The organism is Rhodococcus cerastii (assembly GCF_033042195.1).
In the GTDB taxonomy this organism is placed as follows: domain Bacteria; phylum Actinomycetota; class Actinomycetes; order Mycobacteriales; family Mycobacteriaceae; genus Rhodococcoides.
This window is the reverse complement of record NZ_JAWLKF010000015.1, coordinates 70,167-83,921: the sequence shown is the minus strand read 5'-3', so window position 1 is coordinate 83,921 and position 13,755 is coordinate 70,167. Positions and strand designations below refer to the sequence as shown.

The 13,755-nt window shown below is 64.6% G+C and carries 13 protein-coding genes; 6 read left to right on the top strand and 7 right to left on the bottom strand.

Going from position 1 to position 13,755, the window contains the following annotated elements; all coding sequences use genetic code 11:
- The first annotated feature begins 11 nt into the window (after positions 1 to 11).
- Entirely contained in the window at positions 12 to 1,283 is a 1,272-nt protein-coding gene (locus R3P93_RS21145) for an MFS transporter (RefSeq protein WP_317533990.1), read from the top strand.
- A gap of 18 nt (positions 1,284 to 1,301) precedes the next feature.
- Here the strand turns inward: R3P93_RS21145 and R3P93_RS21140 are convergent, their stop codons facing one another.
- From R3P93_RS21140 to R3P93_RS21120, 5 genes are all read right to left on the bottom strand, one after another.
- Positions 1,302 to 1,724, bottom strand: a complete 423-nt coding sequence (locus R3P93_RS21140) for a VOC family protein (protein WP_317534010.1) — start codon at positions 1,722 to 1,724, stop codon at positions 1,302 to 1,304.
- A 98-nt stretch (positions 1,725 to 1,822) separates the two neighbouring features.
- The gene (locus tag R3P93_RS21135; RefSeq protein ID WP_068282462.1) at positions 1,823 to 2,119 is read right to left on the bottom strand and encodes a transcriptional regulator; all 297 of its coding nucleotides are present in this window, start codon (positions 2,117 to 2,119) and stop codon (positions 1,823 to 1,825) included.
- Positions 2,116 to 2,535, bottom strand: a complete 420-nt coding sequence (locus tag R3P93_RS21130) for a hypothetical protein (RefSeq protein WP_317533989.1) — start codon at positions 2,533 to 2,535, stop codon at positions 2,116 to 2,118. The genes R3P93_RS21135 and R3P93_RS21130 overlap by 4 nt, the downstream gene beginning before the upstream one ends.
- 50 nt (positions 2,536 to 2,585) lie before the next feature.
- Positions 2,586 to 2,876: a hypothetical protein gene (locus R3P93_RS21125; RefSeq protein WP_317533988.1), complete on the bottom strand. Its 291-nt coding sequence runs from the start codon at positions 2,874 to 2,876 to the stop codon at positions 2,586 to 2,588.
- Positions 2,877 to 2,895: 19 nt separating this feature from the next.
- Positions 2,896 to 4,047, bottom strand: a complete 1,152-nt coding sequence (locus tag R3P93_RS21120) for an NAD(P)/FAD-dependent oxidoreductase (RefSeq protein ID WP_317533987.1) — start codon at positions 4,045 to 4,047, stop codon at positions 2,896 to 2,898.
- 81 nt (positions 4,048 to 4,128) lie between these two features.
- Between R3P93_RS21120 and R3P93_RS21115 the strand changes: the two genes are divergently transcribed.
- Positions 4,129 to 4,692, top strand: coding sequence for a dihydrofolate reductase family protein (locus tag R3P93_RS21115; protein ID WP_068047455.1), 564 nt, complete (start codon positions 4,129 to 4,131; stop codon positions 4,690 to 4,692).
- A 16-nt stretch (positions 4,693 to 4,708) separates the two neighbouring features.
- On the opposite strand, the gene R3P93_RS21110 is transcribed toward R3P93_RS21115, so the two are convergent.
- Entirely contained in the window at positions 4,709 to 5,005 is a 297-nt protein-coding gene (locus R3P93_RS21110) for a DUF503 domain-containing protein (RefSeq protein ID WP_068047452.1), read from the bottom strand.
- 103 nt (positions 5,006 to 5,108) lie between these two features.
- Here R3P93_RS21110 and R3P93_RS21105 point away from each other — a divergent pair, with 103 nt between their 5' ends.
- From R3P93_RS21105 to R3P93_RS21090, 4 genes are read left to right on the top strand one after another with little or no spacing between them, the layout of a single operon-like run.
- Positions 5,109 to 5,783 carry a GntR family transcriptional regulator gene (locus tag R3P93_RS21105; RefSeq protein ID WP_068047468.1) on the top strand — a complete coding sequence of 225 codons (675 nt, stop codon included), beginning with the start codon at positions 5,109 to 5,111 and terminating at the stop codon, positions 5,781 to 5,783.
- A 57-nt stretch (positions 5,784 to 5,840) separates the two neighbouring features.
- Positions 5,841 to 7,673, top strand: a complete 1,833-nt coding sequence (atzF, locus tag R3P93_RS21100) for an allophanate hydrolase (protein WP_317533986.1) — start codon at positions 5,841 to 5,843, stop codon at positions 7,671 to 7,673.
- Positions 7,670 to 8,383, top strand: coding sequence for a cysteine hydrolase family protein (locus R3P93_RS21095; protein WP_317533985.1), 714 nt, complete (start codon positions 7,670 to 7,672; stop codon positions 8,381 to 8,383). The genes atzF and R3P93_RS21095 overlap by 4 nt, the downstream gene beginning before the upstream one ends.
- 9 nt (positions 8,384 to 8,392) lie before the next feature.
- Positions 8,393 to 9,973 (top strand): regulator, encoded by a 1,581-nt coding sequence (locus R3P93_RS21090; RefSeq protein WP_068047443.1) that lies wholly within the window; start codon positions 8,393 to 8,395, stop codon positions 9,971 to 9,973.
- Between the two features lie 42 nt (positions 9,974 to 10,015).
- Here the strand turns inward: R3P93_RS21090 and car are convergent, their stop codons facing one another.
- The gene (gene car, locus R3P93_RS21085) at positions 10,016 to 13,543 is read right to left on the bottom strand and encodes a carboxylic acid reductase (protein WP_317533984.1); all 3,528 of its coding nucleotides are present in this window, start codon (positions 13,541 to 13,543) and stop codon (positions 10,016 to 10,018) included.
- Between the last annotated feature and the right edge of the window lie 212 nt (positions 13,544 to 13,755).

Sequence of the window (13,755 nt, the reverse complement as noted above, 5' to 3'; positions counted from 1 at the left end):
CGATGGCCGTCATGACCAACGCGGTGCGCCCGGCGTCGTTCACCGCCGGGACCCTCACTCTCCTGGGTGCGCTCTACTTCGCGCAGGGAGTGCCGTTCGGATTCTTCACCCAGGCCTTGCCGGTGGTGCTCCGAGAGTCGGGGTTCTCCTTGGTGAAGATCAGCGCAACCGGTGTGTTGTTCCTGCCGTGGGCGCTCAAGTTCCTCTGGGCACCGTACGTCGATCGGTATGGATCCAGGAGGCGGTGGCTGCTCTCGCTGCAGTGTTCGGCCGCAGCGGTGGCACTGGCGTTGTCGTTCCTCGATCTGTCCTCGACGTTGCGCTGGTTGTTCGTCGGTATCTTCGTCATGAATGCTCTGTCGGCGACGCAGGACATCGCGACCGACGGCATCGCGGTGCGCACGCTCACCGCGGCGCAGCGCGGGTTGGGCAACGGACTCCAGGTCGGTGCCTACCGCATCGGCATGGTGTGCGGTGGCGGACTTCTGTTGTGGCTGTTCACCTTCGCCGGATGGCGGGCGCTGTTCGTTGCGATGGCACTGCTGATCGTGCTGACGACGCTCCCCGTGTGGTGGATGCGCAGACAACTCGACGCGGCCGACGCGGACTCCGATCCTCACGCCGAGCGACCGAGGCCGGGGCGGCTGGCCGGTGCCTGGTGGTCGCGGCTTCGCAGACCCGGAATGGTGGCATTCGTTCTGCTGATCATCGGGTTCAAGTTCGGCAACTCGATGGGATCGGCCCTCGTGGGTCCGTTCCTGTCGGACAGCGGTCTGTCGCTGCCCCAGATAGCGCTGGTCGAGGGCGGTCTGTCTTCGGTGGCTGCGGTCGGAGGAGCCGCACTCGGGGCATGGCTGGCGTTTCGGTACGGACGTCGTCGGGCACTGCTGGTGGGCGGAGTGAGCCAAACGCTGAGCCTTGCCCTGTATGTCGTCGCGTCCCTCGGTGTAGGCGGCTTTCCGCTTCTGGTCACCGCCAACATCACCGAACATGTGCTCGGTGGTGCGGCCACCGTGGCGGTGTTCGCGCTGATGATGGACGCGTCCGAGAAGCGCTTCGCGGGAAGCGATTACACGCTGATGGCGTGCGCGATCGTCTTCGCGCAGGGTGCCGCCGGGATCGCCGCCGGTGTGGTCGGAGACCTGTTCGGCTACACGGCGATGTTCGGTTCCGCGCTCGTCCTGTCCGGTATCGGCTGTGCACTGTTGCTGCTGGCCCTCGATCGGGGCTGGGGGCCCGAAGGTCTCCGACAGGTGATCCCGCCGAAGACCGTCGTCGTGTAGGAGCGGCCGCGTCGGCGCTCAGCTCCCAGTGTTGGATCCTGCGATGTTGACCATCCATTGGACACCGAACTTGTCGGTCAACATTCCGAACGTGTCGCCCCACGGAGCTTTCTCGAGACCCATGGTGAACTGCGCGTCGACGGCCAACTTGTTCCAGTAGCCCGTCAGTTCGTCCTCCTCGTCGCCGCTGAGCGAGACACTCATGGTGTTGCCGGGGGTGTGCTTCATCGACGACGGCGTGTCGGCTCCCATCAGAGTGAAGCCGTTCGAGGTGGTCAGCTGGCCGTGCATGACCTTGTCCTGGTCGGCGGGATCCTCGCTGGCATTGGCCTCGCCGAGCGTGGTGACGGTCAGCTCGCCACCGAAGACCGACCGATAGAACTCCATTGCCTCGCGGGCATTGTCTCGGAACGACAGGTAGGGATTGAGAATGGACATGATCGAAGTCTCCTTCTTCGCTGAACGAGCGGGCTGAACTACGTCGACGGCATCCGTCGAAACAGTAGACACGCACCACGACGGAAAGTCACCGCAGAAGATCAGATGGAGGCGTCGGTATCGGCCAGAATGGTGCGGAGTGCAGCCACATGGTGCCGATACGCCGTTCTACCGTCCTTCGTCAACGACAACCACAGTCGACGCGAGTCCGTGCGTGATCGCTGCTGCTCGACGTATCCCGCATCGACCAGCGCGGCGACCTGCTTGCTCAGCGCCGATGCGCTCAACCCGCTGTGTTCCTTGACGATCGAGAGTTCCACCGTCGTGGCCGCGGCCAGAAGGGCACAGATTCGGAGCCGGTGTGCGGGATGAATGATGGGATCGAGATCGCTCGTCATCGATGTGTGCTGCGGTAGTGCAAGATCGATCCGATCGAGTAGATCGACGCAGCTGCGATGGCGAGCAGAAGCACAGGCCAGGCCGGTCCGCCGGGATTCCCGACAGCCTGCGCCAGTGCGACGCAGAGCGCCGAGAGCGCCACGCAGGTGAGGAAGCCTCTGTTGGTGGGTAGGGCCCACGGCGTCCCCATCCGATATCCGGTGATGACGTTGACCGCGATGATCACCGCGGCGACCCCCAGGGGCGCGGCCTGGCTGTCGAGAAGGGCGGTCAGTGCGAAAACGGCAAGCAGCACCGCGTTGACCGGGTACAGCCATATCGGCCACGGAGTGTCTCGTACCGCGCGCTGAACTCGGTCGATGTCGTCGAGGGCTGTCCGCGCTTCGGCAGGTGTGGGTCTTCCGATGCTTTCCATGGTGGAAACTGTATTGGATAGTTTCCATCATGGCAACCATCTGGCGAGGGTCAGGTGTCGGCAGGCCGCGATACTTCCGATTCCCAGCGGGCTCGTCGTTCGTCGTCGGACTGTTCCCACCACGGCGTTCCACGCTCGCCGAGGGCGACTTTGGTGGCGTGCACCCCTGCCCGAGATTCCGGTGCGCCCGACGTCCGTTTGGCCTCCCTGCGCCACGCCATCAGGATCGACCGCAGTTCGGCATTGCGATCCTCGGGGATGTCAGGATCCGTTGCGCGCCAACGTCGACCCTTGATGACGATGTAGCGACCGTCCTCGGTGCGTTCCGGTTCTTCGGCCATGGGTCCACACTGCCATGCGTCAGCTGCTCAGATACTGCGGCACTGCAATCCCGTCGAGCCCGAGCGCAACGGCGGCACGAGCGGTGACCGGGCCGACCAGATTCCCTGTCCCGTTGTAGCCGCCGAATGCGACCACGGTGTCGTCGACGACTGTGCACAGCGGGCGCCCGTCCGCGGTGAATCCCACGGATGCAGCCCAACGCGCAACAACCGAAACAGATTCTCCTGCAAACGATGTCGCGACAGATTCGATGTAGTCCTGCACCTGGGCGGTCGGTTCGTCGGACGGTGTCCACTCGTCGTCTACGAAGAGGTCACGACCGCCCCCGACATACAGCCGTCCCGACGCGTCCTGCTGCGCGTAGTCGTATCCCCATCGTCCGTACACGGGGCAGGGCAGTCGTCTCGGCGTCACGGGCGAGGTGGCGAGCATCTGCAGACGCGCGGTCCGAACCCGGCCGTCGAGCTGGGGGAGTACCTGTTCGAGCCGACCGTCGACGGCAACGAGAACCAGGCCGCACCGAATCACCCCACTCGGCGTCGTGACTGCTCCTGGCCCGATAGCGGTTGCGGGCGTGTGCTCGTACAACCGGGCGCGGCCCGCGAGGATCGACGCCAACCCCAGCGCGCGACGCGCAGGATTCATCACCGCGTCGTCCGGTAGGAAGATCCCGCGCCCCAACTCGCCGGAATACTGCTCGACGGCAATGTCGTTCTCGCGCAGGCACTGTGCCAGCGCATCGCAATCCTCCGAATCGGCGAGCTCGACCGGCGCGCCGGGCACTCCCGCGAGCCTGATGGATCCGGTACGGCGGACGACGTCGGATCCGAGAATCTCTTCCAGAGAGTCGATCTCGGCCAGAGTCGCTCGATACAGATCCACCGCACACGGGCCCCAGGTTGCGAGCGCAGCGTGCAGAAAAGTCGCCGGACCACCGAGCAGGAATCCGCCGTTGCGGCCCGCGGCACCGGCAGCGATCCGTCCTGCGTCGATACCGACCACATCGAGACCACGGTCCACGAGGTCGGTTACAGCGGCCAGACCCGAGCCTCCCAGGCCGACGACGCAGACGTCCGCGGTGCCGTCACGCTCCAGTGCGGGCAGGCCCGGCCAGCCGGACACGGCCGGGTCGTCGTCCCACGCCGGGCGGGACATGTCGCTGGCAATCATCGGTCGATGGTATCGACGGATTCGGCGGGCGGATGGTTTACGATTCCGGCACCCGCATCCCAGCACCGGTAAGGACCGTCCATGCGCACTGTGATCGTGACCGCGTTCGTTTCGCTCGACGGCGTCATGGAGGGACCGGGCGGCGAGGTGGGTTATCGCAACTCGGGGTGGACGTTTCAGGGCATCGAGTTCGACCCGGCCGCGTACGAGATCAAAGGACGTGAGCAGGAAGAGGCCACGGCGCTGCTGTTGGGCCGCACCTCGTACGAGGCATTTGCGCCGATCTGGCCCACCATGGACGATTTCGCCGGGTACAACGCGATGCCGAGGTACGTGGTGTCGACAACGCTCGAACAGGACGACTCACGCTGGCCGGCAACCATTCTGCGCGGTATCGACGACGTTGCCGAGCTCAGGGACTCCGATGGTGGGCCGATCTCGATCCACGGCAGCGCCACTCTGGGGCGAAGTCTCGCCGACGCCGGACTCGTCGATCGGTACCACCTGCTCGTCTTTCCACTCCTGCTCGGGGCGGGAAAACGATTGTTCAGTGAGGCCGACAAGGACACCACGCATCTCGAACTGGTCGAACACGAGGTCTACGGCAACGGAATTCAGAAGCAGGTGTTCGACGTACGACGATGACCGGGCGGGGCAGGCCTCAGATGTCGTCGCTTCGGATGGTGCGCCGCCGCACGGAGACGAGTTGCAGCTCGGGACGTGAGGCCGCCACGCGCTCGATTCGGTCGAGAACTTCGGTGACGTGGTCGCGATCGCCTGCTACGACTGACGCGCCGACACCTGCTCGTCTGTGCAACTCTCGATGATCGGTCTCCGCGGCCGACACCGCGAACTTACGTTGCAATTCGGAGATCACCGGCCGGATCACGGAGCGCTTCTCTTTGAGTGAGTGAACATCTCCGAGAAGGAAGTCGAATTCTATCCATCCAATCCACATATACCGACCATCCTAACGCTGGGGGATACCCGAGCACTCGGGATTCGACTCCGCGATGCTTCGGATGCGCACCATTCGCCGAACATGTTCGTACACTGGCGGCATGGCTGCACCGGCGGAACACGGCTCCTTGCCGCCCAGCCTTGTCGAAATGGCGACTCGCCAGGTCCGATCCGAGGTGCTCAGCGGTGCGCTCGAGCCCGGATCCCGAGTGGTCGAGGAAACCCTGTGCGCGCGCCTCGGGATCAGCCGAGCACCGGTACGTGAGGCGTTGCGCCTTTTGGCTCAGCAGGGTCTCGTCGAACATCTTCCACGTCGCGGGTTTCGAGTGACGGTGTGGTCGGCAGTGGACATTCTCGAACTCTTCGAGCTGCGTCAGGTTCTCGAACGGCATGCGCTCGAGCGCGCGCTCCCGCTCGGTTCGTCTCGCGACGGTGCGTTCGCGCCGGTACGAACGGCGCTCGACGAGATGCGTGACGCCGATGCGCGGGGCGACACCCTCGGCAAGGACGACGCCCACCGGCGTTTCCACGAAGCCATCGTGGCGTTGGCAGGCAGTCGCCAACTCGATGTGGCGTATGCCCCGATCCTGCTGAAGTTGCAGCTACCGATGGCCCGCAATCTCAGGGAAGAAGCCCGAGTAGCCAATCCGGTCGACGGGATCCGGCGTCACGAATGGTTGCTCGACGCCATCGAATCGAACGATCTGTCGGTGGCGCTCGCTGCGTTGAAGCAGCACGGCGAGCTGACCTATCTGCATCTCGAGAGTACTTCCTAACAGACTCGAAACACGGCAACAACCTGCAGTAACAGAAAACTGTCGACAATCGACGGTATGAATTCAGACCTTGGACCGGTACTCGGCCCGACCGTTGCCGAGATGCTCGCGGCGTACCGAACCGGTGCCTCGACTCCCACGGCAACGGTGGAGGCCTTCTCGACCGTCGTGGCTGCGCGCGGCGACGACGGAACGTGGATCACCGTCGTGGCCCGTGCGGAACTGCTCGCGGCCGCCGCGGCTCTGGAAGCGCGACCCGATGCGGTGTCGCTACCCCTGTACGGAATTCCCTTCGGCGTCAAGGACAGCATCGACGTGGCCGGATACCCGACCACTCTCGCCTGTCCCGACTACGCGTACACGCCGGATTCGACGGCCCCGGCAGTGCAGGCGTTGGTCGACGCCGGAGCCATCTTCGTCGGCAAGACCAGCCTCGACCAGTTCGCGACCGGGCTGAACGGAACGCGCACGCCGCACCCGATTCCGCGGAGCGTCTACGGCAACGACATGATCTCGGGCGGGTCCAGCTCCGGTTCGGCACTGGCCGTCGCCCTCGGGCAGGTGCCGTTCTGCGTGGCCACCGACACCGCAGGATCGGGGCGAGTGCCCGCAGCGCTCAACGGCATCGTCGGGTACAAACCGTCACGCGGGCTGATCAGCACCGTCGGACTCGTCCCCGCGTGCAAGTCGCTGGACTGCATCACCCTGATGGCGACGACGGTCGAGGATCTCGATCTCGTCTTCGACGTCATGTGCGCCGAGGATCCAGCGGACGGCTGGTCGCGTCGCCGCGGAGAGAAGTTCGACGGGCACGAGGTCACTGTGGGTCTACCGGACCTGCAGCAGTTGGATTTTTTCGGCGACGCAGCCATGTTCGATGCACATTCGGTCGCGCGCCGGTCGCTTCCCCAGCATGGATTACGGACCACCGCAGTCGATCTCACTCCGTTCCTCGATGCCGGATCGCTGCTGTATCAGGGACCGTGGGTTGCCGAGCGGCTGGTCGAGTTCGACGAATTCCTCAGCGAACAACCCGATTCCATCGTTCCGGTCGTCCGCGAGATATTCCTGGGAGGGCGCCGGTACAGCGCCGTCGATGCCTTCCGTGCCCTGCAGACGCTGCAAGACCTCCGCGCCCGGGTCGCGCAGCTCTGGACATCGATGGACGTGATGATCGTGCCGACCATCGGCACCACCTTCACCGTTCCGGAGGTACTCGCAGACCCCATCGCGTGCAACACGAAGCTCGGCCACTACACCCACTTCGGGAACCTTCTCGACCTGACCGCCGTAGCGGTTCCCTCCGGGCTCACCGAGGACGGTCGACCGGTCAGCCTCATGGTGATCGGGCCTGCGCTGGCCGACGATACGATTCTCGCAGTCGCGGCCCGGTTGCTCGGAGAGGGGCGCACCGTCTCACCGCCTCTCGCTGGCGGAGAGCCGGCGGTCGGGACCATCGACATCGTCGTTGCCGGGCACCATCTGTCAGGAGAGCGCGCCAACCCGCAGCTCGTCGAGCTGGGCGGGTCCCTGGTCGAGGCCACGTGCACCGCGCCGACGTACACACTGCTTCGGATCGGAACCGCCGATCCGACACCCGGTCTGTTGCGAGTTCCATTCGGCGGCAGCGCAATCGACGTGGAGAGGTGGCGTCTGCCCGCCACTTCTCTTGCGGTACTCGCGGGCAGAATGCCGGCGGTACTCGCTCTGGGACGAGTGCTGCTGGCCGACGGTTCCGACGTTCTCGGCTACGTCTGCGATGCCACCGTGCAGACCGGCGCGGAGGGACACATCGTCGACGACATCAGCGAGTTCGGTGGCTGGCGGGCATATTCCCGGGCGATCAATTCTGCTCACGATACTTCCATTGCAGCACAGGAGATCTCATGACCTCAGCACATACACCGACAGTTTCGATACCGTCGGCGTCGCCATCGGAGTTCACCCTCGACGCGTCGACGACGGCACTGCTCGTCATCGACATGCAGAGGGACTTTCTGCTCCCCGGGGGGTTCGGTGAGAGCCTCGGCAACGATGTAGGCCAGCTCCGAACCGTGATCGAACCACTCGTGGGTCTCATCGCGGTGGCCAGGGAGGCCGGGATACCGGTGATCCACACCAGGGAGGGGCATCTGCCGGACCTGTCGGACTGCCCGCCGGCCAAGTTGCGCCGCGGCGCGCCCTCTCGGCGCATCGGAGATCAGGGAGCGTTCGGCCGCATACTCGTTCGCGGTGAGTACGGCCACGACATCGTCGACGAATTGGCACCACTCGAAGGCGAGACCGTCATCGACAAGCCCGGCAAAGGGGCGTTCTACGCCACCGAGCTCTCCGAGGTTCTCACGAGCGCCGGAATCACCACCCTGCTCGTCACCGGAGTGACGACGGACGTGTGTGTGCACACCACGGTGCGGGAGGCCAACGATCGAGGATACGAATGCCTCGTGGTGACGGACTGTGTCGGTTCGTATTTCCCGGAGTTCCAGCGAGTGGGCCTCGAGATGATCTCGGCTCAAGGCGGGATTTTCGGGTGGACCGCGCCGTCGGAGGACGTCGTTGCCGCGTTGGTCGCGTTCGTTCCCACTTCTGCGAGCCGATAGGACCAGAACATGACCATGGACGTCAAAGACTCACCCGCTGCAGGCTCGTCGCCCTCGTTCACCCTCTCGTGGTGGACGAAAGGCGACACCAACGCATTCTTCGGACTCGGCTTCAACATCCTCGTCAACGTTCTCACTCTGACCACCTTGAGCATCGCAGTGGTCGGTATTCCAGGAAGCGACGTCCTCGGGACGCTGCTGCCTGCTCTCGGAATCGCACTGATCCTGGGAAACTTGTACTACATGGTTCTCGCTCGTCGACTTGCCAAGCGCGAGAACCGAACCGACGTGACTGCGCTACCCTACGGTCCGAGCGTGCCGCACATGTTCATCGTCGTGTTCGTGGTCATGCTCCCGGTCTACCTGGCGACGGGCGACGCGGTTCAGGCGTGGGCGGCGGGACTCGCCTGGGCCTTCATGATCGGCATCATCGTCATGATCGGAGCGTTCGTCGGGCCCTACATTCGCAGGATCACCCCGCGCGCGGCAATGCTCGGTACGTTGGCCGGCATCTCCATCACGTTCATCGCGATGCGCCCGGCCGCGCAGATGTGGGAGGCCGCCTGGATCGGGTTGCCCGTTCTCGCAATCATTCTCATCGGCTTCTTCACAGACGTGAAGTTGCCCGGCAACATTCCGGTGGGTCTCGCGGCGCTTCTGGTGGGCACGGCGATCGGCTGGATCGGCGGATACATGTCCGTGCCGGACGTGACCGAGGCGGCGAGCAATATCGCGCTCGGCCTTCCGGATCTGCGCCTCGATCTCCTGCTCGACGGTCTCGGTAACCTGGCACCCCTGCTCGCCACCGCAATCCCGTTGGGGGTCTACAACTTCACCGAGGCGATGAGCAACGTCGAAAGCGCGTCCGCTGCCGGAGACAACTACAACCTGCGCAGTGTGCTGCTCGCGGACGGCTTCGGTGCGGTCGTCGGCTCGGCGTTCGGATCGCCGTTCCCGCCCGCGGTCTACATCGGCCATCCCGGCTGGAAGGACGCAGGTGGCCGGACCGGATACTCGGTCGCATCGGGCGTCGCGATCGGGTTGATGTGTTTTCTCGGGTTGTTCGGATTGCTGGCGACGTTGCTGCCGATTCCCGCGATCGTTCCGATTCTGCTGTACATCGGACTGCTGATCGGTGCCCAGGCATTCCAGTCGGTGCCGAAGCTGCACGCTATCGCGGTGGTGGTGGCGCTGCTTCCCAACCTCGCGGAGTGGGCGGTGGGTCTGATCGACAACGCACTCAGCGCGGCAGGTACATCGGCTACCGAAGTGGGCAGTGAGGCACTGGGTCAGGCGGGTGTCGTCTACGACGGGCTGAAGACGTTCGGATCGGGAGCGGTACTCGCCGGACTGATGTTGGGCACCATCGTCACGTTCGTTCTCGACAAACGGTTTCTCGCCGCCGCAGCAGCGGGTGGGGTGGCCGCGGCACTGTCGTGGGTCGGTCTGATCCACTCACACGAGGTGGGGTGGGCAGCCAACCCGCAAGTGGCCCTGGGTTATCTGTTCTTCGGGCTCGTGTGTCTGGCGTACTCGCGGCTGATTCCCGCCCCGAAGCAGACGGGCGAACCACAACCGGTCGGGGAGTAGGGCTTCCCGATGCGGGCCGCGTGGCCCGCATCGGGAACTGCTCTAGCGCGTGCTCACGAGCTCGAGCGCCACGAGATCGGAGAGATACTTCTCGATCAACTCGCGCCCGAGGTGCGGAATGTCCCCGACGGCCGAGGCGAACTCGTCGGCGGGCAGCATCGCCCCGGACGACGGGTGTTGCGGGTGTGCGTACGAGTCGATCAGGGGGAGCAGCGAGTGCGAACGCTGCTTCTCCGGCAATGCCTCGACTGCGGCACCGAACCGTTCGAACCACTCGTCGTAGTTCTCGACGATCTCGATGTCGCGACCTGCGTCACGGATCCAATCGACGAACGTGTCCAGCGAGATGTCGTCGTCGTGTGGGTTGAGGATGTCGAACGTTCGGTAGCCAGAGGTATCCCCGCCCGCGATCGACGTGATGGCCGAAGCACTGAAATCGGCAGGCAGACCGTCGTAGTGGGCCAGCGGTCGCCCTTTCTCGTCGGTCGGTGCCCCGGCGTCGGTGGCGTAGAACGTGTGAGGAGCCAGGCCGGTTGCGACGACCGAGAGGATCAGACGCGTGAACACGTCCGGCACGTTGAGCTGACCGGTCCATCTGCTGTGCGCCAGGATCATGTCCGAGCGAAAGACCGACACCGGCAGGCCGAACTCGTCGAACGCGTTGCGCAACAGCACTTCACCGGCCCACTTGGAGTTTCCGTAGCCGTTGGCGTAGGAATCGTCCACAGCTCGCGACGGGCTGTCCACACGGATGTCGCCGTTCTCCCGGAAATTCTCGACGCCCGCTGCGACGGCCACCGTCGACAGGTAGGTCACCGGCTTGACGTGGTCGGTGAGTGCCAGCCGAATCACCTCGGCGGTGCCGGCGACGTTGGGGCCGAAGAGGTGCTCGTACGGCAGTGCGTGGTTGACCAGCGCTGCAGGGTGCACGATGCGATCCACCCGTTGGGCCAGCGCCTCGAACACGTCAGGGTCCACGCCGAACCGAGGTGTCCCCAGATCGCCCGCCACGACCTCGAGCGCAGCATCGGCCAAGGTTCGATAGCGCTCCGACAGGTCTGCGTCGCCGCTGTCGAAGGCCGCATCGAGTCGAGCTCGCGCGTCGGTATCGGAGCGTCCGCGCACCAGGCAGATCACCTTTCCGCCGACCTCGGCCATGCGCTCCAACCATTCCAGGCAGAGGAAGCGACCGAGGTATCCGTTGGCCCCGGTCAGCAGCACTGTGCTGGTCTGGTCCCGCGGGCCCGGAATGTGGTGCGCTGCGTCGAGGAGGGTGTCGTCCAGAAATGCCGACAGTCGCAGGTCGGACGCCTCGGCGATGGTTGCGCCGCGGCCGTGGATCGATTCGAAAGTGGCCGTGTCGGAATCGGCGTCGCGGGCCGAGGTGATGTACTCGGCCAGCGCTGCCAGGTCCATGGCGGGCCCAGTGATCACACCGACCGGAACATCGACGTCGTAGATCTCACGGAGCAGCGTCGAGAACGTCAACGCCGACAACGAATCTCCGCCCAGGTCGCTGAAGTGGGCATCGGGGCGAACATCGGACCCGGCGCATCCCAGCAGGGCTTGGGCGGCATCGCCGACCGTGGCCAGGACCGGGGCATCGGCACCACTGCGCCTGAGCTCGCGCAGCCGGTCGTTCTGACCCGATTCGAGTTCTGCGTAGCGACGCTCGAGTTCGTCTCGGTAACGTTCGGCGAGTTTGGGACGCAGTTGCTTGCCCGCACCGGACAGCAGTCCGTTCTCCTGTGTGAACGGCTCGTGTTCGATGATGACCTCACGCGGAATCTCGTACGAGTTCAGCGCTTCCGTGCGTGCGATCCGTTGCAGCGATTCGATGACCGAACCCGCGGTGGTATCCGGTTGGGCCGGAACGACGACCGCCAACAGATACGCCCGTTGGCCGTTGCCGTAGAGAAATATCTGATCGACCAGCTCACTGGTACCGAACAGGGATTCGAGGCGCGCCAGTGCGACGAACTCGCCCTGAGCCAGTTTCAGAACGTTCTTGCGTCGGTCGACGTAGGCGAGTCGGTCCGGCTCGATCTCGGCGACGACGTCACCGGTGCGATAGAAGCCCCCGGAGTCGAAGACGTCGGCCGTGACGTCCGGACGCTTGTAATAACCGGGAATGATGGACGCCGTCTTGAGCAGGAGCTCACCGCGCGGATGCGGTGTGTCGGTGGAGAAGTAACCGAGTTCGGGCACATCGTCGAGCTTGTATTCGATCACCGGTGGACGTTGCACGACGCCGTCGTGCAACACCATCCCGGCTTCGGTGGAGCCGTAGTTGTCGCGGACCTCGATATCGAGCAGCTCCGTGACGAAGTCCTTGACCTCGGGAGCAATCGGTGCGGTGCCGACCATCGCTGCCAGGACACGTCCACCGAATTGCTCGATCCTGTTGCGCTCCAAAATCTCTCGACGCGTCCTGTCGGCATCGCCACCTGCAGAGCGTTCGACCTCTCGGTCGATCTCGGCGAGGACGTTGTGCCGAATCATCTCGCACACCCGCGGGATCAACAGGGCCATCGTGGGCCGAGCGAGCGCGAAATCCTCGAACAGGGTGGACAGGTCGCTCGCCGCTGCGAAGTGGACGGTGCCGCCGGCCGCCAGCGTCGAGAAGACAAGACCACGCCCGGCCAGGTGACTCATCGGGAGATAGTCGACAGTGATGACAGGGAAAGCCGGCTGGTCCGTGGATTCGGAGGAAGCTCCGGTGTGGTGCCAGGCACCGGTCCAGGCTCCGCACACGATTCGTTCGGTGTGCATCGCTCCCTTGGGCGTTCCGGTGCTGCCGGAGGTGTAGATCAGCGTCGCGAGTCGGTCGGGATCCTCGTCGTCGGGGAGCGGGATTTCCGGCAGTTGCGCGCCGTCGCGAACCAGGTCGGTGAGCGGCCGGACGAAGACTCCCACCTGCTCGGCATCGACCAGCGCGGACTTCATGGTCCGTGCGTGCGCGTCTATCGCAGCGTCGTAGTCGAGGACGACGATTCGCCGAATGGACCGACAATGCGTGGCAACCTGGACCGCAACGGACAAGTTGTCGACATCTGCTGCGAGAACGACGGGTTCGACCTCGTCGGCGATGGCCGAGAGCTGGCCTGCAGTGGCACCGGCTTGCAACGGAACGGCAATCGCACCGAGTCGGATCGTGGCCAGTTCCGCGACGACATAGTCGGCGCTCGCGAATCCCAGGGTTGCGAAGAAGTCTCCTCGCGCGATACCGAATGCGTCGTGCGTCAGCGCCGAGGCCAGTGCGCAGGCATCGCTCCAGGCTCGGCCGTAGGTGATGGTGTCGAACCGGGGGAGAAGGTGAAACGTGTCGACGTCGTCGATCTTCATGATCTCTCGAGCTCGGCGGCCGAGGGCCGGCCGATCGGAGTAACGCGTCATGATCTCGGCAACCACTCGGGCCAGGTTGGGCGACAACTCCTGGGCGGCATCGGCCACGGCGCTGTCCGGTTCCGCGGCTCGAAACTCCCGGTCGGTCTCGTGCAGCTCCTGGAACCGACTGCGTTGCCTGCTCTGTCGATCCTGTCGGCTGTCGACGTCCAGTGTATGCGTCATGCTCGACTCCCTCCGACGAAGCCCGCCGATCGTTCGGGGACCTCGCGATTGTCGCTCAATATCGTTATCAAAGGTAAGTATATGCCGTCGGGCATCTCGCCAATCGTGACGCTCCTCATAGTCCGATAAGTCGTAAAAGTCTGGCTCACTGCACTTTTGGGGCCCGGATCGCGGACTCTCATGGGGGGTGGCAGCTCCCGTGGGTACTCGGT

What these genes read in the sequence shown, in the direction of transcription:
- R3P93_RS21145 (WP_317533990.1), top strand. Translation starts at nt 12, where the DNA reads ATGACCAACGCGGTGCGCCCGGCGTCGTTCACCGCCGGGACCCTCACT.
- R3P93_RS21135 (WP_068282462.1), bottom strand. Translation starts at nt 2,119, where the DNA reads ATGACGAGCGATCTCGATCCCATCATTCATCCCGCACACCGGCTCCGA.
- R3P93_RS21130 (WP_317533989.1), bottom strand. Translation starts at nt 2,535, where the DNA reads ATGGAAAGCATCGGAAGACCCACACCTGCCGAAGCGCGGACAGCCCTC.
- R3P93_RS21125 (WP_317533988.1), bottom strand. Translation starts at nt 2,876, where the DNA reads ATGGCCGAAGAACCGGAACGCACCGAGGACGGTCGCTACATCGTCATC.
- R3P93_RS21120 (WP_317533987.1), bottom strand. Translation starts at nt 4,047, where the DNA reads ATGATTGCCAGCGACATGTCCCGCCCGGCGTGGGACGACGACCCGGCC.
- R3P93_RS21115 (WP_068047455.1), top strand. Translation starts at nt 4,129, where the DNA reads ATGCGCACTGTGATCGTGACCGCGTTCGTTTCGCTCGACGGCGTCATG.
- R3P93_RS21110 (WP_068047452.1), bottom strand. Translation starts at nt 5,005, where the DNA reads ATGTGGATTGGATGGATAGAATTCGACTTCCTTCTCGGAGATGTTCAC.
- R3P93_RS21105 (WP_068047468.1), top strand. Translation starts at nt 5,109, where the DNA reads ATGGCTGCACCGGCGGAACACGGCTCCTTGCCGCCCAGCCTTGTCGAA.
- atzF (WP_317533986.1), top strand. Translation starts at nt 5,841, where the DNA reads ATGAATTCAGACCTTGGACCGGTACTCGGCCCGACCGTTGCCGAGATG.
- R3P93_RS21095 (WP_317533985.1), top strand. Translation starts at nt 7,670, where the DNA reads ATGACCTCAGCACATACACCGACAGTTTCGATACCGTCGGCGTCGCCA.
- R3P93_RS21090 (WP_068047443.1), top strand. Translation starts at nt 8,393, where the DNA reads ATGACCATGGACGTCAAAGACTCACCCGCTGCAGGCTCGTCGCCCTCG.
- car (WP_317533984.1), bottom strand. Translation starts at nt 13,543, where the DNA reads ATGACGCATACACTGGACGTCGACAGCCGACAGGATCGACAGAGCAGG.